General features: G+C 33.1%; 21 protein-coding genes. 15 read left to right on the forward strand and 6 right to left on the reverse strand.

From position 1 onward, the window contains the following. Window positions 1-36: 36 nt before the first annotated feature. Window positions 37-750, reverse strand: coding sequence for a pyridoxine 5'-phosphate synthase (locus tag ACGLWY_RS03630; protein ID WP_396618299.1), 714 nt, complete (start codon window positions 748-750; stop codon window positions 37-39). A gap of 180 nt (window positions 751-930) precedes the next feature. On the opposite strand from ACGLWY_RS03630, the gene ACGLWY_RS03635 reads away from it, so the two are divergent. The 10 genes from ACGLWY_RS03635 to ACGLWY_RS03680 all read left to right on the forward strand — a co-directional run bounded on the left by ACGLWY_RS03635 (window position 931) and on the right by ACGLWY_RS03680 (window position 11,623). Further along, entirely contained in the window at window positions 931-1,590 is a 660-nt protein-coding gene (locus ACGLWY_RS03635) for an acetoin utilization protein acuB (RefSeq protein ID WP_396618300.1), read from the forward strand. A gap of 164 nt (window positions 1,591-1,754) precedes the next feature. Continuing rightward, the gene (locus ACGLWY_RS03640; RefSeq protein ID WP_396618301.1) at window positions 1,755-2,639 is read left to right on the forward strand and encodes an NAD kinase; all 885 of its coding nucleotides are present in this window, start codon (window positions 1,755-1,757) and stop codon (window positions 2,637-2,639) included. 99 nt (window positions 2,640-2,738) lie between these two features. Beyond that, window positions 2,739-3,425: a DUF6089 family protein gene (locus tag ACGLWY_RS03645; protein WP_396618302.1), complete on the forward strand. Its 687-nt coding sequence runs from the start codon at window positions 2,739-2,741 to the stop codon at window positions 3,423-3,425. Between the two features lies 1 nt (window position 3,426). Continuing rightward, on the forward strand, window positions 3,427-4,167 hold the full coding sequence (locus ACGLWY_RS03650; RefSeq protein ID WP_396618303.1) for an isoprenyl transferase: 741 nt from the start codon (window positions 3,427-3,429) through the stop codon (window positions 4,165-4,167). Next, the gene (gene bamA / locus ACGLWY_RS03655; RefSeq protein WP_396618304.1) at window positions 4,100-6,763 is read left to right on the forward strand and encodes an outer membrane protein assembly factor BamA; all 2,664 of its coding nucleotides are present in this window, start codon (window positions 4,100-4,102) and stop codon (window positions 6,761-6,763) included. The genes ACGLWY_RS03650 and bamA overlap by 68 nt, the downstream gene beginning before the upstream one ends. Window positions 6,764-7,025: 262 nt before the next feature. After that, on the forward strand, window positions 7,026-8,033 hold the full coding sequence (locus ACGLWY_RS03660; protein ID WP_396618305.1) for an OmpH family outer membrane protein: 1,008 nt from the start codon (window positions 7,026-7,028) through the stop codon (window positions 8,031-8,033). Between the two features lie 30 nt (window positions 8,034-8,063). Further along, window positions 8,064-8,570: an OmpH family outer membrane protein gene (locus tag ACGLWY_RS03665; protein WP_396618306.1), complete on the forward strand. Its 507-nt coding sequence runs from the start codon at window positions 8,064-8,066 to the stop codon at window positions 8,568-8,570. A gap of 168 nt (window positions 8,571-8,738) precedes the next feature. After that, on the forward strand, window positions 8,739-9,527 hold the full coding sequence (locus ACGLWY_RS03670; protein WP_396618307.1) for a hypothetical protein: 789 nt from the start codon (window positions 8,739-8,741) through the stop codon (window positions 9,525-9,527). A 170-nt stretch (window positions 9,528-9,697) separates the two neighbouring features. After that, window positions 9,698-10,477 carry a glutamate racemase gene (gene murI / locus ACGLWY_RS03675; protein ID WP_396618308.1) on the forward strand — a complete coding sequence of 260 codons (780 nt, stop codon included), beginning with the start codon at window positions 9,698-9,700 and terminating at the stop codon, window positions 10,475-10,477. A 54-nt stretch (window positions 10,478-10,531) separates the two neighbouring features. Beyond that, window positions 10,532-11,623, forward strand: coding sequence for a hypothetical protein (locus ACGLWY_RS03680; RefSeq protein WP_396618309.1), 1,092 nt, complete (start codon window positions 10,532-10,534; stop codon window positions 11,621-11,623). A 126-nt stretch (window positions 11,624-11,749) separates the two neighbouring features. Here ACGLWY_RS03680 and ACGLWY_RS03685 read toward each other — a convergent pair whose 3' ends face one another. From ACGLWY_RS03685 to ACGLWY_RS03695, 3 genes are all read right to left on the reverse strand, one after another. Beyond that, window positions 11,750-12,265: a gamma carbonic anhydrase family protein gene (locus tag ACGLWY_RS03685; RefSeq protein WP_396618310.1), complete on the reverse strand. Its 516-nt coding sequence runs from the start codon at window positions 12,263-12,265 to the stop codon at window positions 11,750-11,752. Between the two features lie 32 nt (window positions 12,266-12,297). After that, the gene (locus tag ACGLWY_RS03690) at window positions 12,298-13,032 is read right to left on the reverse strand and encodes a LytR/AlgR family response regulator transcription factor (protein WP_396618311.1); all 735 of its coding nucleotides are present in this window, start codon (window positions 13,030-13,032) and stop codon (window positions 12,298-12,300) included. 109 nt (window positions 13,033-13,141) lie between these two features. Then, window positions 13,142-15,280 carry a histidine kinase gene (locus ACGLWY_RS03695; RefSeq protein ID WP_396618312.1) on the reverse strand — a complete coding sequence of 713 codons (2,139 nt, stop codon included), beginning with the start codon at window positions 15,278-15,280 and terminating at the stop codon, window positions 13,142-13,144. A 234-nt stretch (window positions 15,281-15,514) separates the two neighbouring features. Between ACGLWY_RS03695 and ACGLWY_RS03700 the strand changes: the two genes are divergently transcribed. Further along, window positions 15,515-16,672 (forward strand): VWA domain-containing protein, encoded by a 1,158-nt coding sequence (locus ACGLWY_RS03700; RefSeq protein WP_396618313.1) that lies wholly within the window; start codon window positions 15,515-15,517, stop codon window positions 16,670-16,672. 161 nt (window positions 16,673-16,833) lie between these two features. Here the strand turns inward: ACGLWY_RS03700 and ACGLWY_RS03705 are convergent, their stop codons facing one another. Next, window positions 16,834-17,835 carry a type IX secretion system membrane protein PorP/SprF gene (locus ACGLWY_RS03705; RefSeq protein WP_396618314.1) on the reverse strand — a complete coding sequence of 334 codons (1,002 nt, stop codon included), beginning with the start codon at window positions 17,833-17,835 and terminating at the stop codon, window positions 16,834-16,836. A 331-nt stretch (window positions 17,836-18,166) separates the two neighbouring features. Here ACGLWY_RS03705 and ACGLWY_RS03710 point away from each other — a divergent pair, with 331 nt between their 5' ends. The 4 genes from ACGLWY_RS03710 (at window position 18,167) to ACGLWY_RS03725 (ending at window position 20,587) form a co-directional block, all read left to right on the forward strand. Beyond that, a complete protein-coding gene (locus ACGLWY_RS03710; protein ID WP_396618315.1) occupies window positions 18,167-19,069 on the forward strand; it encodes a NifU family protein in 903 nt (300 codons plus the stop codon). 49 nt (window positions 19,070-19,118) lie between these two features. Continuing rightward, window positions 19,119-19,319, forward strand: a complete 201-nt coding sequence (locus tag ACGLWY_RS03715; RefSeq protein ID WP_396618316.1) for a dodecin family protein — start codon at window positions 19,119-19,121, stop codon at window positions 19,317-19,319. Between the two features lie 14 nt (window positions 19,320-19,333). Further along, entirely contained in the window at window positions 19,334-19,687 is a 354-nt protein-coding gene (locus ACGLWY_RS03720) for a DUF1304 domain-containing protein (RefSeq protein ID WP_396618317.1), read from the forward strand. Window positions 19,688-19,771: 84 nt separating this feature from the next. Then, window positions 19,772-20,587, forward strand: a complete 816-nt coding sequence (locus ACGLWY_RS03725; RefSeq protein ID WP_396618318.1) for a mechanosensitive ion channel family protein — start codon at window positions 19,772-19,774, stop codon at window positions 20,585-20,587. Window positions 20,588-20,728: 141 nt separating this feature from the next. Here ACGLWY_RS03725 and tsaB read toward each other — a convergent pair whose 3' ends face one another. Then, entirely contained in the window at window positions 20,729-21,403 is a 675-nt protein-coding gene (gene tsaB, locus ACGLWY_RS03730) for a tRNA (adenosine(37)-N6)-threonylcarbamoyltransferase complex dimerization subunit type 1 TsaB (protein WP_396618319.1), read from the reverse strand.

The raw sequence follows: 21,403 nt of genomic DNA on the forward strand, positions 1-21,403 counted from the left end.
TTCACGATTTACGACTCCCGTTTCACGACCCACGATTCACTTAAGCTTCTGAAGATACATTTGAATAACATTTTCAATACCCAAATATAAACTTTCGGCAATTAAGGCATGCCCTATGGATACCTCTAATAAATTAGGCATGTTTTCTTTAAAAAACTTGATGTTGTCTAACGATAAATCATGACCTGCATTAACACCTAAACCTAAATTATGAGCCAATTCAGCACTTTCGACATACGGTTTTATAGCCTCTTTATTTCCTAAACCGTATTGGTGCGCAAAGGCTTCAGTGTACAACTCTATTCTATCGGTTCCTGTAGCTTTAGCACCTTCAATCTGTTTTAAAATGGGGTCGACAAAAATAGAGGTTCTAATACCATTTTGTTGGAATTCCTTAATGACATCAACTAAAAAACCCTTATGCTTTATGGTGTCCCAACCAGCATTACTGGTAATGGCGTCTTCGGCATCTGGCACTAACGTAACTTGAGTTGGCTTTACTTCTAAAACTAATTTTAAAAACGACTCTACAGGGTTGCCTTCAATATTATATTCGGTATACACTATCGGTTTTAAATCACGTGCATCTTGATAGCGAATGTGGCGTTCGTCAGGTCTGGGATGTATAGTTACACCTTCAGCACCAAAACGCTGTACATCTTTTGCAAACTGAACCACATTAGGTACATCGCCTCCTCTAGAATTCCTTAAAGTTGCTATCTTGTTAATATTTACACTTAACTTTGTCATGTATCACTATTTTTAAAGACAAAAATACAAAGTAGAACAGGCTTATATACTTTTTTTTTGATTAATTTGCATTCCTATTATTTAGGATAATGAAATGAGCGTTAAATATAAATTTGAGAATAACCCAAACAAACAATTAGCAAATTGCATCTGACAAAATTTAAGAATAAAAACGAACAGATGAAACTATCAGAATTTATTATAAACGATATAAAACCGTTAAATAGCAATAGCAAAATAAGCGATTTGCAGCACCTATTTAATCAGTTAACTTATTCGCATATTCCTATTCAAGATGATAATAAAATCTATTTAGGAAGCTTTTCTGAAAACGACGCACACTGTTTTGAAAGCGACAAAACGGTTAACGACTACAAATATGCTATTGAAAATTTTTTTGTGCGCGACTCGACACTTTGGCTCGATGTATTAGAAGCTTTTGCTGTAAATTCTACTAATATTATGCCTGTTTTGAATCACCAAAACATGTATTTGGGCTATTATGAATTAAAAGAGGTTATTAGTTTATTTAAAGAGTCTCCATTTTTCTCTGAACCTGGCGGCATTTTAGTGATTGAAAAAGGCATAAACGATTATTCCTTTAGCGAAATTAGCCAAATAGTAGAATCTAACAACGGTAAATTACTAGGAGCTTTTATGTCCAAAATGAAACCCGATTTGGTTCAAGTCACCCTAAAAATAAGCAACACAGGGCTTAATGAAATTATTCAAACCTTTCGTCGCTACAGTTATAATATTATATCTGGGCATGAAGAAGACAGTTATCTGGAAAGTTTAAAAGAACGATCGAACTATTTGAATAAATATTTAAATATATAATACAAGAACCACCTATTACCAAAGTTGGTTTCATAACAAAATGATTATATGGATACAGCAAGCCTGTGCTGAACATTAGCGAGATACAAAGTATATTTTGCAGCGAAGGTAGCAAGTGAAGCTTATCGAAGCATGACCTATAAAAACAATAAAAAAATTAACATATGAAAGTTGCCGTTTTTGGACGATTTTACAACGAAACCACTACAACTTCCGTAGAACGCTTATTTGATTATTTACTAAAGAAAAACGCCGATGCCTACATTGAAACCGAGTTTTTCAATCTTATAAAAAGTGAATACCCTAATTTTGATGCTTATAAATCTTTTAAAACATTTGATACTTTAGACAAATCGTTTGATTTTCTAGTAAGTGTTGGTGGTGATGGTACTATTTTACGCGCCATTATTTTTGTAAAAGATATGGACATTCCAATTATAGGAATCAACACAGGACGTTTAGGTTTTTTAGCCACGATACAAGTTAACCAAATAGAAACAGCCATTCAAAATATTATAGATGGTAAGTACAGAATTTCAGAACGTAGTTTATTATCTATTGAAACATCACCTGAAAACAAGGATATAAAATCGCTAAACTTCGCATTGAACGAAATAGCGGTAAGCCGAAAAAATACCACCTCCATGATTACCGTTGAAACCTATTTAAACGGTGAATTCTTAACCTCGTATTGGAGCGATGGTCTCATAGTTTCAACACCAACAGGTTCAACAGGCTACTCATTAAGTTGTGGTGGTCCCGTAATAACACCAGATACCAATAGTTTTGTTTTAGCACCCATTGCACCTCATAATTTAAGTGCACGCCCACTCATCATCCCAGATTCTACTGAAATTCAACTAAAAGTTTCAGGCAGAGAAGAAAGCCATTTAATATCTTTGGATTCCAGAATCGCTACTTTAGAAAATGGCACTATCATTAAAATTAAAAAAGCCGATTTTAAAATTAAAATGATTGATCTTTTAGATGAAAGCTTTTTAGACACGCTTCGAAAAAAACTACTTTGGGGCGAAGACAAACGAAATTAGGCAATATTTTTAAAGAAATGCTGTTTTACACTAATACAATTTAGCTCAAATTGTAATAGACATTTCTTATTTATTATATTTGCAAACTTTTGAATATTTATGAGGCATTTAACCATATTGATATTAAGCATTTTAATCGCTCAACTAAGCCATTCCCAAATTAACGAATTAGGTGTTTTTGTAGGAGGCAGTAATTTTATTGGCGACGTAGGTGCTACCGACTATATTTCACCCAATCAATTTGCCATTGGGGGTATTTATAAATGGAACAGAAGTAAAAGACACTCATACCGTGTTTCTTTAATTTTTAGTGATTTAGAAGGTATCGATATAAATTCAGATGACCCAAGACGTATCCAAAGAGGCTATGAGTTTTCAACTAAAATAACCGAAATTTCGGCAGGAATGGAATTTACCTTTATCGATTTCAACCTTCATTCAGGCCGAAAAATAGCAACACCTTATTTATATACTGGAATAAGTGTGGCACACCACGATAATTCTTATTTTTTAAACGGTGTGCAAACCGACGAAAACAATTCTAGTTGGGCATACGGGATTCCTATGGCATTAGGATTTAAAACAAATTTTCTGGGCAATCTTATTTTAGGTATTGAAGTTGGCGCCCGTTATACATTTTCAGATGAGTTGGATGGAAGCCTTCCTGACGATGCAAACCATTTTCAAAACCGATTTGGCAACATTAATAATAACGACTGGTATGTGTTTTCGGGCATTACCTTAACCTATACATTTGGCGAAAACCCATGTTATTGTGTAAATTAAAATGAATTTAAAGGAAACAGTACAAAGCAAAAACTTACCAAAACACATTGCTATTATTATGGATGGCAATGGGCGTTGGGCTAAACAACAAGGTATGGTGCGGGTTTTTGGTCATGAAAATGGCACAAAAGCTGTTAAACAAACCGTTGAAGCTTGCGCCGAACTTGGTGTCGAAAATTTAACGCTTTATGCTTTTTCTACCGAAAACTGGAACCGTCCAAAACTTGAGGTTCAAACGCTTATGAAGCTTTTAGTAACTTCATTAAAAAAAGAAATTAAAACGCTTCAAGACAACAACATAAAACTCTCTGCCATAGGCAATTTAAACAGCTTACCTAAAAAAGTTTTCAAAGAACTTCACGAAGTTATAGAACAAACAAAAGTCAATACCCGAATGACTTTAACCTTAGCTTTAAGCTATGGTTCTCGCGAAGAATTGCTAAATACTGTTAAAGAGATTAGTATTAAAGTTAAAAATAATATAATTTCGCTCGAAAAAATTGATGAATCAATTATAAATGAGCATCTTTACACGCGAAATTTACCAGACGTAGATTTGCTTATTAGAACCAGTGGGGAACAACGTATAAGCAACTTTTTACTTTGGCAAATTGCTTATGCCGAATTGTATTTTACTAGCGTATTATGGCCAGATTTTACAAAGCAGCATTTGTATGAAGCTATTATTGAATATCAAAAAAGAGAACGACGATTTGGGAAAACAAGTGAACAACTTAGCTAATAATTTACATTTGACAACATTTTTAAAAAACTGTTTTGCTTTATTACTTTTTATAAGTGGCATTAATAGCATTCAAGCTCAAGATTTACCATACAGTAATGGTAAAAAATACATTTTAGGAGAGGTTTCTGTATCTGGAAACACCTCATTTAGCGAACAAACCATAATTACCTATTCCGGATTAAGCAAAGGAAAAGAAATGTCTATCCCTGGCGAAGATATTGGCGATGCTATAAAAAAACTTTGGAACTCCAAATTATTTAGCGATATAGAAGTTTATATAACCCATATAGAAGGTAATGTTGCTTACTTACAAATTAGACTGTCTGACCTACCACAACTTAACGAATTAAAAATTAATGGTATAAAAAAAGGAAAAGTTGAAGGCATTGTTAAAGACACCAAATTAAATAAAGGTGTAAAAGTTACCGAAAACCTTATTACTACCACAAAAAATTTCCTAACTAAAAAATACAAAAAGGAAGGTTATTTAAACACAAAAGTACATATCAATACTATTGAAGTTAAAGATTCCACACCAACTGCCAGAGTTAACATGGTTGTTAATATTGATAAAGGCGAAAAGGTAAAAATAAAAGATATTGTATTTACAGGCAACGAAGTATTAAGCGATAAACATCTTCGCAAAAGCATGAAAGGCACAAAAAAAATAAATCGCCTTCGCATATTAAAACGCTCGAAATTTATTGATTCTGCATATCAAGCCGACTTATCAAATGTTGTAGAAAAGTACAAAGAAAATGGTTATAGAGATGCCCGTATTGTATCGGACAGCATTATTTATAACGACGACAAAACCGTTTCTTTACAAATAGGGGTTAACGAAGGCACTCAATACACCTTTGGAGACATTACATTTATAGGTAACACCGTTTACTCAAACGAGCAGTTAACAAGAATGTTACGCATTAGAAAGGGCGACACTTATAATGGTGTACTATTACAAAAGCGTATAGCAGACAATTCCAAACCAGATGGTGACGATATAACAAACTTATATCAAAACAACGGTTATTTATTTTCAAGCATAAACCCTGTTGAAGTAAGTGCTGCCAACAATGTTATTGATTTGGAAATTAGAATATCGGAAGGGAAGCCTGCTTATTTCAATAATGTTTCGGTGGTTGGAAACGACAAAACAAACGACCACGTAATTTACCGCGAAATTAGAACACGCCCAGGACAATTATATAGTAAAGCCAATGTGGTACGTACTGTTAGAGAGCTTGGTCAATTGGGCTTTTTCGATGCCCAAGAAATATCGCCTAACTTTATTAATCCAAACCCTAACGAAGGCACCATAGATATGGAGTACTCGGTTAAAGAAACAGGGTCTAGTCAAATAGAATTACAAGGTGGTTACGGTGGTGGTGGCTTTATAGGTACTTTAGGATTATCGTTTAACAACTTCTCTATTAAAGACATTTTCAAAAAAGGTGCATACAAACCAATCCCTATGGGTGATGGCCAAAAACTGGCATTGCGTTTACAGGCCAGCCGTTTTTACCAAACGTATAGCTTTTCATTTTCCGAGCCTTGGTTGGGTGGTAAACGTCCTGTACAATTTTCAACATCGATATCACATACAAAACAATTTCAGTATAATCGGATAACTGGAAACGCAGATAAATCCAAAAGTTTTAACATTACAGGTATTACTTTTGGTTTAGCAAAACGCTTGCAGGTTCCGGATGATTTCTTTGTGTTATCACAAGCCATTGGTTATCAACGTTACGATTTAAATAATTACAATACAGGATTGTTTACTTTTGGTGATGGTTATTCAAATAACTTATATTATTCTGTAGGTTTGAGTAGGAACAACACCAGTGTAGACCCTATTTACCCAACCGCCGGTTCGAGTTTTGGAGTTAATGCCAAATTAACGATTCCTTACTCCTTATTTGATGGTGTTGATTATAATGCACTAAAAGATAAGCGTAATGCGGAGGTATTAAAAAGATCAAGTGCTGCAAGTATAACAGATCCTGTTTATATTGCAGCCAATGAAGAAATAGGTAAGATAGACCAAGAACGTTTTAAATGGCTGGAATTCTATAAAGTAAGCTTTAAAGGCGAGTGGTACACTCAAATAGCAAAAGATTTAGTATTGAGACCAAGCACAGAATTTGGTTTTTTAGGCGCCTATAATAACGATAGAGGCGTGATTCCTTTCGAACGTTACTACTTGGGAGGCGATGGTTTAGGCACCTATAGTTTAGATGGTAGAGAAGCTATTGCATTACGTGGCTATCCAAACCAATCATTATCCGATAATGATGGCGGTACTATTTATAATAAATTCTCATTAGAGCTTCGTTACCCCATTACATTAAAAGCATCTGCAAAAATTTATGCCTTAGGCTTTATAGAAGGTGGTGCATCATTTACTAAATTTAGAGATTACAACCCATTTGACATTAAACGCTCTGCAGGTTTGGGCATTCGCATCTTTATGCCAGCGTTTGGTTTGTTAGGAATTGACTTTGGACATGGGTTTGATCCTTTAGAATCTTTAGGTGAAACTAAAAAACATGGATGGGAAACACACTTCATAATTGGACAACAATTTTAATTTGGCATGGTTTTTTCTAATAACACTTTGATGATTTAAATGAGAATTAAAATTTTTAAGATTATATTTCGTTAATTTTGAAATGAGCAATCTAAAATTTTTATAATCAATGAAAATGTTTATTTTGCGAATTGCATCTGACAATAAAAAACAATTAAAACAATCAGATGAATGGATAATTCAAAAGATGGCAGAAGTAGCAATAAATCATCTGTCGGTTTTTAGAATTTATAAGCAATTAAAATATTAAAAAAACAAACAGATGAAAAATAACGTTCTTTTTTTACTGATATTGGTTTTTATGATACCCTTTTCAGTTAATGCGCAACGTGGTGTAAGAATTGGATATATTGATACGGAATTTATTTTAGAAAATATACCTGAATACCAAGAAGCTACCACACAATTAAACGAAAAGGCTAATAAATGGAAAAACGAAATTGACGCCAAATTAAGTGCCATTGAACAAAAGCGAAAAGATTTAAGCAACGAAAAAGCACTTTTAACAAAAGAACTTATTGACGAGCGCGAAGAAGACATTGCTTTTGAAGAAAAGGAAATTTTAGACTATCAGCAAAAACGTTTTGGACCCAATGGTGATTTGTTTATTCAAAAAAAACAATTGATGCAGCCTATACAAGACCAAATTTTTGCAGCAGTTCAAGATATGGCAGCAACAAAAAAGTACGATATTATTTTGGATAAATCTGAAACTGTGATGTTATATTCAGCAAAACAATACGATTTAAGCGATATAGTAATAAGGAGTATTACAAGAACCGCTAAACGCACACAAGCAGAATCGAAAGCAGAACGAAAAGCTGCAGAAGCTGAAGAATTAGTACCAGAAATCAATTATGAATTGGAAGCACGCGAAAAAGCGTTGGAAGAGAAAAAAGTCGAACGTGAAAGTGCTATTGAAAAAGCTAGACAAGAAAAATTAGACGCACGTGCTGCAAAAGTAAAAGAAGCAGAAGAAAGACGTCAAAAGATATTAGAGGAACGCGAAAAAGCAAAACAAGAAAAGTTAGATGATAGAAAAGCGACCGGCGAGCCAGAAGTGAAAGCAGAAGAAACCTCTAAATCGGTTGAAACAAAAACCGAAGAAAAACCAAAAGTTGAAGAAACTAAAACACAGGCGCAACTTATTGAGGAAAACAGACAAAAAAAATTAGCAGAAAGAGAAGCCAGAAAAAAAGAATTGGAAGAAAGAAAAAAGAAAATTCTTGAAGAACGTCAAAAAGCTAAAGACAGTATAAACAACAAATAACAATTTATAACACATTAACACTATTTAAAAATGAAACAATTAAAAACCCTTTTATTAGCAACTTTATTATGCATTGGAACTGTTAGTTTCTCTAACGCCCAAAGCAAAATTGCTCATATAAACACCCAAGAATTAATTACGGCTATGCCAGAAATGAAAGAAGCCCAAAAGCAACTGGAAACATTAAGTAAAACCTATCAAACAGATATTCAAAGTTCTGTTACCGAGTTTCAAACGTTGTTAAAACAATACGAAGCAGAAGCTGCTACTAAAACAGAAGAAGAAAACGCTAAAAGAGGGCAAGAGATCCAAGAAAAACAACAACGTATCCAACAATTTCAAGCCGATGCTCAAAAAGATTTACAGAAAAAAGAAATGGATTTGTTACAACCAATTACCGAAAAAGCAAAAGCAGCTATTTTAAAAGTTGGTCGCACCCAAGGTTTTGATTACGTTTTAGATTCGTCTCAAGGCGTTACTATTTTAGCTGATGGTAAAAACTTATTAGACGATGTTAAAAAAGAATTAGGTATATAACTATTATTTTTTTAATTTCTAATAAGCTGTTTTTTTAAAACAGCTTATTTTTTTTATAATTTTTACTACATAAACTGTTTTATATTTGACAATATAAATAAGAAAAATCTTTGTTAATTAAATTTAAATCTTATATTTGTAGCTATGAACCTATAAATTTAAATTTAAATGAGAAAATTACTTACACTGAGCATATTTGCTCTAATTTTATCCTGTACCAGTGAAAACACAACTCCAAATGAAAATTCTAAAGAAAAAGTTTATGAAAAATTATCTTACATAGTTAATGATGAAAAATACAGTATAACAATAGACATTACTAATGAGGATGACCCAATTGTTATTGAAACTGACGAATCAAAAATAATTCAATCAATTTTTGAAAATGAAAAATCAGTCTTCTATTATAATCCAGAAATAGAAGATTTAGTATTATTTGAGGATTATAACAGCTATTCAACATTCATAAATGACAAAGCTAGAGTAAAATCTTTAAAAGATAAATATAAATCTGATATTACTCCATTTCAAAATACATATCAATCTAAGACTAACGAAGGCCCTGTGTATGGAGCAACTCCAAATGTTACGGTTTATAAAGACAGTAATAAAGGAGGTACATCGTTCTCTTTCCTAAACAGCCTATCTATTTATAAGAATTCTAATTTTAGCAATACACCTGTGGGTGATAACACTGTGTCGTCTATAGAAGTGACAAATGCATATGTAGGTTTTTGGCATGGATTTGACTTTAGTGGTTATTTATTAATAATTGACAGTTATAATTATAACACTGTAATATCAAATTTAAGAGATGCCAAATTGACTTCATTTACGATTTATAATGGCTCCAGTAGTAGCTCTTATTATTGTGGGTGGCTTTGCAGTAAAAGTTGGAATGATAGAATATCTTCTGTAAAAGCAAGAGGAGATGGTATTAAAAATTTCAATTTCTAAATAAATTTTAATCATATATTGAAAATACACTAAGTTGCTTTTTAACCAGGCAGATTAGTGTATTTTTGCTTAAATTAGTAAACATTTTTTTATATAAATTGTTTTAATTAAAATTAATACCAAAACAAAATACTCAATAGTTTTACTAATCAAAGTTTAGAGTTTTATTTATGAGCAAACAACCTATTGGTATTTTCGATTCTGGTGTTGGTGGTACTTCTATTTGGAAAGAAATCAACATGCTTTTACCAAATGAGAATACCATCTATTTAGCCGATAGTGCTAATGCGCCTTATGGTTTAAAAACCAAAGAAACCATTATAAGTTTAAGCATTAAAAATGTTGAGTACCTTATCGACCAAGGTTGTAAAATTATAGTGGTCGCCTGCAACACTGCTACAACCAATGCCATTTACCTACTTAGAGAAATTTATAACATTCCCATTATTGGCATAGAACCCGCTATAAAACCAGCGGCACTTAATACCCAAACCAAGGCCGTGGGTATTTTGGCTACCAAAGGCACACTTTCTAGCGAGTTGTTTCATAAAACAACCGATTTGTTTGCCAGCAACATTACCGTTATTGAGCGTATTGGCGAAGGCATTGTAGAACTTATTGAAAGTGGACAGCTGTATTCGGATGCCATGAGAAACTTGCTGAAACTGTATTTACAACCTATGATTGATGCCAATATTGATTATTTGGTGTTGGGTTGTACACACTACTCTTATTTGATGCCTTTATTGATTGAATTGCTTCCAAACCATGTTAAAATTATAGATTCCGGTGAAGCTGTGGCTAGACAAACAAAAGCTATTTTAGAGAAAAACGATTTACTGAACACAAGTGTAGCAAAAGGGAACTGTCAATTTTTTACGAACGGAAAAACCGAAGTTTTGGCATCGCTTTTAGGCACGAATTTTGAAGTTGAATTTTTAGATTTTTAACAACGTGTAAATATCTGTAAAAATCAAGTCCTTTCTTAAATTAAATCTATAAGCATGTATCGCATTATTATAATTTCTATCTTGGTATTTACATTTGGTTGTAAAGATGACACACAATTAATTCGATTGAAAAATGAATTGAATTTTGAAAATGACCTAACACAACAATTTCATTTAGCCCCAGATTCAATTATTAGCATAACTGGAAAAAAAGGGACTAAAATTACTTTTAAAATTGAAGACCTAGAAGGTATTTTAAATGGTCCAAACATAAAGGATTCGATTTATATAAATCTTATAGAGCTAACCTCAAAACAAGATTTATTAATGGCAAATGCTCAAACAAAATCAGATAATAAATGGTTGATTTCTGGTGGTGCTTTTAAAATTGAAATATATAGCAATGGTGAAGCTTTAAAGTTGAAAAGTGGCAAAAACATTTCTATAACGTTTCCTAAAACTTCTGATGTAAATAATATGCAACTATTTTATGGGAAAAGAGATGAAAATAATTTTATGGACTGGAAAGAGTCTAACATCAATTTAGAAGAAAGGAAATATTTCTCGATTTATTATACGTTAGCTAGTAGGATGGATACAGAATCAGCCAGAAGATTTGGTATTGATATTTATGAAGACTATTTTATCGCAGACATACTTGGGTTCAAAACTCTAAATGAATACAAATTAAAATATCCTAAAGAAGACAGTCTTTATATAGAAAATGACACCTTATCCAATTTAAAATCTTGGAAAAATTACGACCATTTAGCCCGAAATACTTATAATTCAAAACTATATGACACTTATTATAACACCATTGAAACTTCTAAATTGGGTTGGGTAAATATTGACAAATTTGCTCCAGAATTGCCAAAAGCAACTCTTAAATTTGATTATCCTGATAATTTTGATGCCATACAAACCTATATAGCTGATGAAAAAGACAATACTATCTTAAACGTTTACACCAATGAGGTAGAAATACCTATAAACAGAAGTTTTTATATTATTTCATTTGCCATAAAAGATGAAACGTTTTACATTTATAAAAAGTCTGTTAGAGTTAGTAAAAACTCAACACAATCTATCCAATTGAAAAAAATCAATAAAAGTCAATTAAAATCTGTATTTGAATTGAAGTAGGGGTTTGCGTTAGGGATAGTAGTGGAAATCCTTTTTGTGAGGCACGAGCAAAAAAGATTGCAACGTATAGCCCGACCCTTGTGGTAACGCCCAAACACTTAATAAGATTCCTTTCTTCAAAGGCATTCACTCTTTAAACCAACTGGAATACTTTATATAATTATTAGCTATGCGGTCTATTTGTCCAGAAATTAACTCTTGGCTTATATCTTTTATTTTTACGGCCGGTACACCTGCATAAATACTCCCCGATTCCACTCTGGTGTTCTGGGTTACTACAGCGCCTGCTGCAATAATGCTGTTGCTTTCAATCACGCAATTGTCCATAATAATGCTTCCCATACCCACCAAAACATTGTCATGTATGGTGCAACCGTGTACTATAGCGTTATGCCCAATAGATACGTTGTTGCCTATATTGGTTGGAGCGGTTAGATAAGTAGCGTGTATAACAGCACCGTCTTGCACATTGACTTTATTGCCCATTTTTATGTAATTGACATCACCACGAACCACGGCATTAAACCAAATACTGCATTGAGAACCTGCTACGACATCTCCTACAATGGTGGCGTTTTCGGCTATGTAGCAATCGTTTGGGAATTGTGGTGACTTTCCGTTTACTGATTTTATTATTGGCATTTGGATATTGATTATTGTCTATTTATTATTTACTATTGAAAATACGATAAAAGTTCGGACTTTCTAGAGGCAGAAACCATAATTTCCTTTCCGTTGCTTAACACGACGCTTCCGCCCTTTCCTTTTACATATTTTACGACTTCATTAACGTTTACTAAATACGATTTATGTACTCTAGCAAAGCTACCATCAATCAATATATCTTCAAAATATTTCAATGTTTTACTTACTATTTTTTTCTTGTTGGTGTTTAAATGAATCTCGGTGTAATTGTCATCGGCTTTACAATATAAAATATCCGAAGTATTCAGAACCTCGAAACCATCTAATTGCGGAATGGTTATTTTACCATGAACATTATTGGTTTTAGGAACAAGCACTTGGTCTTGAAGTGCGTTTTCTTTGGTTTTGATTTCGGTTACATAATCGACTGCTTTAATAAGTTCGTCTATGGAAATGGGTTTCATTAAATAATATGACGCATGGGCGTTTAAGGCATCAATAGCATAGTGATTATAGGCGGTTACAAAGATGGTTTCGAAATTAATATCGCCAACCCTGTCGAGTAAATCAAAAGCGTTTCCATAGGGCATTTCTACATCTAAAAACACTAAGTCTAAATCGTTATTTCGGATTAATACCAAAGCCTCTTCTACATTTGCAGCTTCGCCTAAAACGATTACGTTAGGACAGTATTTTTTGAGATAATTTTTAAGAATGTCTCTGCTTGTTTCTTCGTCTTCTACGATTATGGCCGTTAGTTTCATCAAAATATTTTTTATTCTTTATTATTATTTGCGCTTCGACAAGCTCAGCGTGACATTTTAACTTTTAATTGGCTTGTGGACTAAGTTCAAAATTGTTAATTGTTAATTGTTAATCTTTTTTCAAAGTTACAACCACTTTGGTTCCTCTATCCTCTTCATCTGTAAAATCATTTACAAACACATCGACTTTATCTTTATACATGGCATTTAAAATAGACACACGCTTTTGAATATTACCCATGCCTTTTGAATTTTGTTTTTTCTGATTTTCGGTTTTTAGGGCTTTCGATTTTTGGCGTCCAATACCATCATCTGTAATGGTTATTTTAATTTCTTCAGGATTACTTTGTGAAATGCTAATGTCCAGCCTCCCTTTTGTTTTTTTGTACCGCAATCCGTGCCAAACAGCATTTTCAATGTAGGGTTGCAACAACATGGGCGGAATAACAAACTCGCTTGTATTAATATTTTCATCGATTGTTATGTTATAATCGAACTTATCTTGAAACCTAAAATGTTCCAACTTGGTGTATAGTTCTAAAAGCTCAATCTCTTTTTCCAGAGGAATAAAATCCTCTTCACTATTTTCTAAAACGGCTCGCATTAATAATGAAAAGTCTGTCAGGTATTTGTTAGCTGTTCTTTCATCATTTGATGCTATAAAACTATTTACCGAATTTAGGGCATTAAAAATAAAGTGCGGATTCATTTGACTTCGTAAACTTTTTAACGCTAACAAATTGTTTGCCAACCGCTGTTGTTTGATGTACTTAAACATTAAAAAACCAGCTACCAACAATAATATAACACCACCTATTAATGAGTAAATAATAACCTTTTGGCGTTTGGCTTGTTCTAAATTAAGCTCGTATTTACTTTCGGATAATGCTCTATCGCTTTCTAAACTTAAAATTCTATTTTGTTTTGCAACAATTTCTTTACTAAACCTAGCGGCTTGCGATATTTCCTGTTCTTTTAATGAATATAATTGATCTACTAAATCTACATAACTTTGGTAGGCTACAAGTGCTTTATCAAATTCCCCGGCTTCTCTATACACTTCCGAAAGTTTTCTGGTAGCATCTTTTTGAACGATTAAATCTTCTTTATCATCAGCTTCCTCTATACTTTTCTTCAAATAAGGTATCGCATTAACATAATCTCTTTGAGAAGCATAGGCATTCCCTATTTTATAATTTTGTTTTTGCGGGGTTAACGCACTTTCATTATTTAAAATAGAATCTTTTTGGATATCTTTTATTTGTTTTAAGGCTTCTTTTCTAAGTTGAATTTCACTTGAATAATTGTTTGTCTCATTTTTAAAATCGGCGACTTTAATTTTTTCTTCAACAGCACGCTTTTTGTTTTGAGTATTGGCGAGCTTTAAAGATTCATTAAAAAACCCTTCTGCTTTTTGGATTTCACCTTTAGCATTATAAACCTGTGCTATTTTAGAGTTTAAATCGGTTACTTTTGGAGATATTAAATGCTTTTGTGCTACTTTTAAACCATCGTTATATGCATTAATGGCCGATTGATACGATTTTGTCAGCAGATAGACATCACCAAGTCCTTCGTATAATTCTACCAATTGCCAATTAGACAATTCCTTTTTGTTAATGCCATTATAAATTTGAAGACTTTCTTGATAGTTCTTGTTTTGTTTATAGGCGGAAGCCAATTTTAACTTAACGACATTCGTATTGATGCTCTGAATGCTAATTCGGTAGTTTGAAACCGCTAAATCATACTGTTTCCAATACAAATAAATATCACCTAAAACCTCATAGGCTTCGCTGTTTTCTTTTGAAGAATTACTAGCTCCCAGTGCTTTCTCAATAAATTGGATACTCTTTTTAGCATCTTTTTTTAAATGCGTTTCAGCAGAATCTATAAGAGATTTAAACAATTCGGGGTTGATTCTTGAATACTTTTTTTTAGAATATTGAACATCTTCAATACTAGGCTGTACCTCCACTTTAATACGTTCATTGCTTTGGATACTATAATAAACCGTTTCAAAATCTTTATGTTTTATGGTGAGTTCATCGCCTTTTCTAGCTTCAATTCTAAAATTACCTCCTAAATCGGTCGTTGTATAAGAACCCCCATTCACTTCAATATTGACATTCGGAATCGGGTTTTTAGTATCACTTTCAATCACAGAACCTCGAACCGTAAATGTTGGTTGATTATTTAAGCTTTTGTCATTTTCTTGAGCCAACAAAACCGTTGTGCACAACATCATGCATACAAACCATATATATTTTAGTGACGACTTCATTATGAGATAAACTTACGCACTTTACTTGATAAAATAAAATGAAGATTTTACAAAAAGATGTAATTATTATTCAGAATGGATGTGTTTACGCATTTATATACTAAACTGGCTCATTCATCGCTTGCCCTTACTCATTCTTAGTTTTTTAAGAAAAAAGTTGATTATAGATTTATGGTGTTAATCAAAAAACAAAAAATTATGAAAACACATTTTAAAACACTCGTATTCAGCATTGCTCTAATTGGATTTACAGCTTGTAACGCCAATAACAAAAAACAACCTGCTAACTATGCTCAAACTGAAATAGCAAAACATGAAATCAATAAACAATTTATTAAAGTCGCCCTTTTATTAGATACCAGCAATAGCATGGACGGATTAATAGACCAAGCGAAAGCACAACTTTGGGATATTGTAAATGAACTATCATACGCAAAATGTGGCAGTAACAAACCTAATCTAGAAATCGCTTTATACGAATATGGCAATGATGGATTGAACAGTGCTGAAGGTTATATACGGCAGGTTTTGGCATTTAGTACTGATTTAGATGAAATCTCGAAAGAGCTTTTTTCGTTAACCACAAATGGCGGTGAGGAATACTGCGGACAAGTAATTCAAACCTCTTTAAATCAACTAAACTGGGGTAAAAATCCAGATGATTTAAAACTCATTTTTATTGCGGGCAACGAACCCTTCACACAAGGAAAAGTAAATTATAAAGATGTTTCGGTTAATGCTAAAGAAAAAGGCATCACCATAAATACTATTTTTTGTGGTGATTACAACCAGGGCATTTCAACATCATGGAAAGATGGCGCAGCATTAACAAATGGTGATTATATGGCTATTAATCAAAATAAAACTACAGTTCATATTGTGTCACCTTATGATGATGAGATTCTTATACTCAATCAGAAATTAAACAAAACCTACGTGATTTACGGCAAAATAGGAAAACAAAAAATAGCATTACAAGCTGAGCAGGACAGCAATGCACAAGGTTACAGTAAAGCCAATGCCGTTAGCAGAACCGTTAGCAAAAGTTCGCATTTATATAAAAATGAAACTTGGGATTTGGTGGATGCTGTTGAATTAAAAGAAGTTTCGGTTGAAACCTTAAAAGATGATGCTTTACCTGAAGAATTAAAGGGGAAATCGGCTGCTGAAATCAAAAAATATGTTTCAGAAAAAAAGAAAGAGCGCGAACAAATTCAAAATAAAATTCAAGAATTAAACGCAAAACGCAAAATCTATATTTCAGAACAAAAAACAGATACCAAAAATGGGTTGGAAAATGCCATGACCAACGCTATTAAAGAACAGGCAAAAAAGAAGAAATATACTTGGAATTAACGAGATTGAGGCGTCATTCTGAATTTATTTCAGAATCACAGGATGAAGTTTTTCAATTATAATGAGAAACTGAAATCAAAGATTCATAAATACCAATAAAAAATAAATATAAATGAATAAACAAGTTCAGTTTGACGAATCCTCAACTAAATCTACCACTTTTAATTCACCGCAGGACATTTACAATCGTAACGTTCGCGCCTGCAATTAAAATTGTAGCCTAATGTTAATTGATGAAAACCGCCATTGGCAAACACCACCGAATTAGATTGATAGGTATAAGTATAAGCAAACATAAAGTCACTATAATTCACTCCTAAAATTGGGGTTATTTGTTGTAAGCGTTGACTATTTACAGCATCAGATTGGGTATATTCTGCACCGTCAAAACTATTTCTATATGATAAGCCACCCCAAATTTTACCAAATTCTACATCCTTATATACTTTCGCATTTACATCAAGAGAAGGCTCTTTAGTTTCATCTCTGTACTGAAACATCAACGAAGGTTCGTAACTCCATTCGCTTCCGTATTTACTAAACACATAACCAGTAGATATTAAATAGCGTCTTAAATTACTGGTAATATTAACATCTTTATTTATTCCAGCATTCTTCAACACATTTTTCACGGTACCATGTACATAAAAATCTAAAAAATGGTATGACACTCCTAAGTCTATATTGAAGTTAGTCTCGTTCTGCACAACGCCATCTATTATAGGGTCTGGTCCATCAAACAAAAAAGAAGTTTCATCTAATTTATACTGAATAAACCCGGCACTCAACCCAAAAGAGAGCATATTCAAATCGGTTTCCGTTCTAGAAAACATAATGTGATGTGCATAGGTTGCATAAGCACCAGATTGCGAATGGTACCCGTTGTTATCGGTATACAAAATACCTCCAATGGCAGAGGGCGAATCTCCAATGCGTCCATTCATACTTAATGTTAAAAGCTTGGGCGCATCTTCATGTCCAAACCATTGCTGGCGTGCCGTTAGTCTAACTTTAGAACAGTTAGCAATACCCGCCATCGACGGATGAATTAAATAATAATTGTCGGTAAGGTAATCGGTATATATCGGTAAGCCTTCTTGCGAATTTGCAATATGAGCGAACAAAACGCTAACTGCTACCATGAAAATATTCTTTAACTTCATAAGTTCACTCAAGTTGATTTGCTATTGTACAAACGCTTTGGTTATAAAGAGACTGTTTAAGTTTTATCCTTTGGCTCTTTCATGTGCCTTTTTCTGCCATACTTCAGCTATTTTTCGATCCATAGCTACGGCTATAAATCTCAAAATACCTTCGTCTGACAAAAAATTACCCTATAAAACATTCCAAAAACAAAATTTAAACAATCTCTAAAAAATCATAAAAAAACAAAGCGTAAACTTTGCACTTCAATCTCTTAAAAAGAGGCAACAAAACTCAAATATATGGATATCTAAAGTTTTCTTTTAGTATTTTTGTAAAAAATTAGCTGAAATGAATACTTTCAAGGTTTCTGTGCGGGAAACATCAAATAACGCCATAATTAAATTTGAACTAAATGCTTTTATAACCAAGCATCAAAGTTTTGAATTTAACAACATAGATGAAGCTAAAGCATCACCTTTAGCGCAACAATTATTTTACCTGCCTTTTGTAAAAAAGGTATATATCTCTGGAAATTTTATTGCAGTAGAGCGCTACGGCATTGTAGAATGGAGCGATGTTCAAGACGAAGTGGCCGAACAAATTGAAGCCTACTTAAACGATGGTGGCATTGTGATTGAAGAAACTGCCCAAGCTAAGAAAGTACCCGTTACCGTTTATGCCGAAAGTACACCAAACCCTTCGGTAATGAAGTTTGTGGCTAATAAAAAGATAGTAACGGCTCTTTTTGAATTCACATCTATAGATGAAGCCAAATTATCGCCATTGGCTACAGAGCTATTTCATTTTCCGTTTGTAAAAAGTGTTTTTATTGACGAAAATTATGTGTCTATAACTAAATATGATATGGCGGAATGGCAAGATATTACTATCGAACTACGTGAGTTTATTAGAAGTTATATTGAAAACGGCAAAGATGTCGTATTACCAAATGCTGCAGAAACTTTAAAAAAATCGACTACACAATTAGATACGCAATATGAATCGTTGGATGACACTTCTAAAGAAATCATTAATATTTTAGAAGAATATGTTAAACCCGCTGTTGCGAGTGATGGTGGCAATATTCAATTCATATCGTATGATGCCGAAAGTAAAAACGTAAGTGTAATGCTGCAAGGTGCTTGTAGTGGTTGTCCATCTTCAACTTATACCCTAAAAAGTGGTATTGAAAATATGCTAAAGGAAATGCTAAAAGGTAAGGTTGAAACAGTCGATGCCATAAACGGTTAATTGCATAAATTTTATTAACTTTAGGTTTTTCACTTAAATTTTTAAAATTATGTCTGTATTGAAAGTTATTGAAATTTTATCCAACTCCACCGAAAGTTGGGAAGATGCAGCTAGAAAAGCTGTAAAACATGCCTCTAAAAGCGTTAAAAATATTCGTTCTGTATATGTTCAGGACCAAAGCGCTAGTGTTTCAAATGGTGAAATAACAGAGTTTAGAGTAACCCTAAAAATTACTTTTGAAGTAAGTTAAATTTTAATAAAAAAATGACACTTTTAACAATCCTTTTAATTGTTTTCGTAGCTTTAGAACACTTCTATTTTTTAATATTGGAAATGTTTTTATGGACTACACCAAAAGGCATTAAAACCTTCGGATTAAAATCTAAAAATTTTGCCAATGACACCAAAGTATTGGCAGCCAACCAAGGTTTATACAATGGTTTTTTGTCCGCTGGTTTAGTATTTTCAATCATTCAAAAAGACATCCAAATAGCTATTTTTTTTCTAATTTGCGTGACTATCGCAGGCATTTATGGGTCTTATTCTACAAAGCAAATAAAACTATTTTATGCGCAAGCAGTTCCTGCCATCATCGCTTTAATTAGCTGTTTTATATAAGGAACTCATCTTGACTTTACGCCTGTTTGCATGTAAAGTTTTTAACTTTAAACTTTACATTTTAAATAAATTATAAATACAATTATGAAATTTGAAAACATTGAGACTGAAAAGTGGATTGAATTAGCAACTGAATACGGACTCAAAATAGTTGGCGCCATTGCTATTTGGGTTATTGGCTCGTGGATTATTAAAAAAATCCTGAAGGCCACCCGAAAAGTAATGACAAAAAGCAGTTATGAGGAAAGCCTTCAGAAATTTTTAATAAACCTTCTTAGTTGGGGATTAAAAATATTGCTAATCATAACCCTTCTAGGTACTTTAGGTGTGCCAACAACCTCGTTTGCTGCCATTATTGCCGCAGCAGGTTTGGCTGTTGGTTTGGCGCTTCAAGGTTCTTTAGGAAATTTTGCTGGTGGTGTTTTAATTATGATTTTCAAACCTTTCAAAATTGGCGATTTAATTGAAGCACAAGGAGAAATGGGCACCGTTAAACAAATAGAAATTTTCACAACTAAATTAACTGGCTTATCAAATAGAGAAATTATAATACCTAATGGTGCACTTTCTAACGGCAATATTATTAATTATACTACTGAAGGAACACGTCGTGTCGATCTAGTTTTTGGTGTTGGTTATGAGTCCAATATTAAGATAACCAAAGAGGTTTTAATGACTGTTTTAACGTCACATCCTAAAGTATTACAAACCCCAGAACCTACTGTAAATGTATTAGCTCTGGCTGATAGCTCGGTAAATTTCGCTGTAAGACCTTGGTGCAATGCCGAAGACTATTGGACCGTTTACTTTGAAGTGACCGAAAACGTAAAAGGAGCCCTTGATGCTGCTGGTATTGAAATTCCGTACCCACATCAAGTCGAAATTAAAAAGAATGCTTAATCCATCTCTAAAGAGATTGTCTAAAAAGCCTAGTTCTATGTTTATATTGAACTTGTTGAAGTATTTTGACTTACCGGTAATCCACATCGGTTTCGATAAGCTCAACCTGACAAATTAAATTTAAAGGACTTTTATGACTCTTTAGCTCTTACTGGATTTTAAAGCCACAAAATCTTTTAAATAATAAGGCTCAAAATAAGCGACATCTTCAAAGTCGCTTATTTTGTATTTATTATAAGCCAACATACCCATCTCCCTCGCCGTTGGTAACTTATTTTCAATAAAAACAGCATTGGGGTGATTGATTAAGGCTTTTGTTTTTTCAACGCCATTGCCGACAAAATACACGTTGCTTTTATCTAAATATTCTGCGAAAGCGTTTTCATCTAAAATTTGCGCTTCGGTTTCTCTAATTTCTTTATAATCTGAATTAAAAATAGCTGCATATACTTCCAAACGTCTGGCATCTAACATGGGGACTATAACGCCATCATTACAGTCTACTTGATGTGCTAAGGCTTCTAAAGTTGGTACAGCAATCAAGGGTATATCTAAGGCAAAACAAAGTCCTTTAGCTGCCGATACACCGATACGCAATCCCGTATAAGAACCAGGACCTTTACTAATAGCTATCGCATCCAACGCTTTTGAAGTGATGCCTGATTCTTTTAAAACAGCATCAATGAACACATGCAAACTTTCGGCATGCGAATAGTTTTTACTGTTATCTTCCTTTAAAAATATTGTTTTTCCTTCTTTAGAAAGTGAAACCGAACAATTGGTTGTTGCTGTTTCTATGCTTAATATATAATTCAT

The sequence above is a fragment of the Mariniflexile sp. HMF6888 genome (assembly GCF_044335535.1).
In the GTDB taxonomy this organism is placed as follows: Bacteria; Bacteroidota; Bacteroidia; order Flavobacteriales; family Flavobacteriaceae; genus Mariniflexile.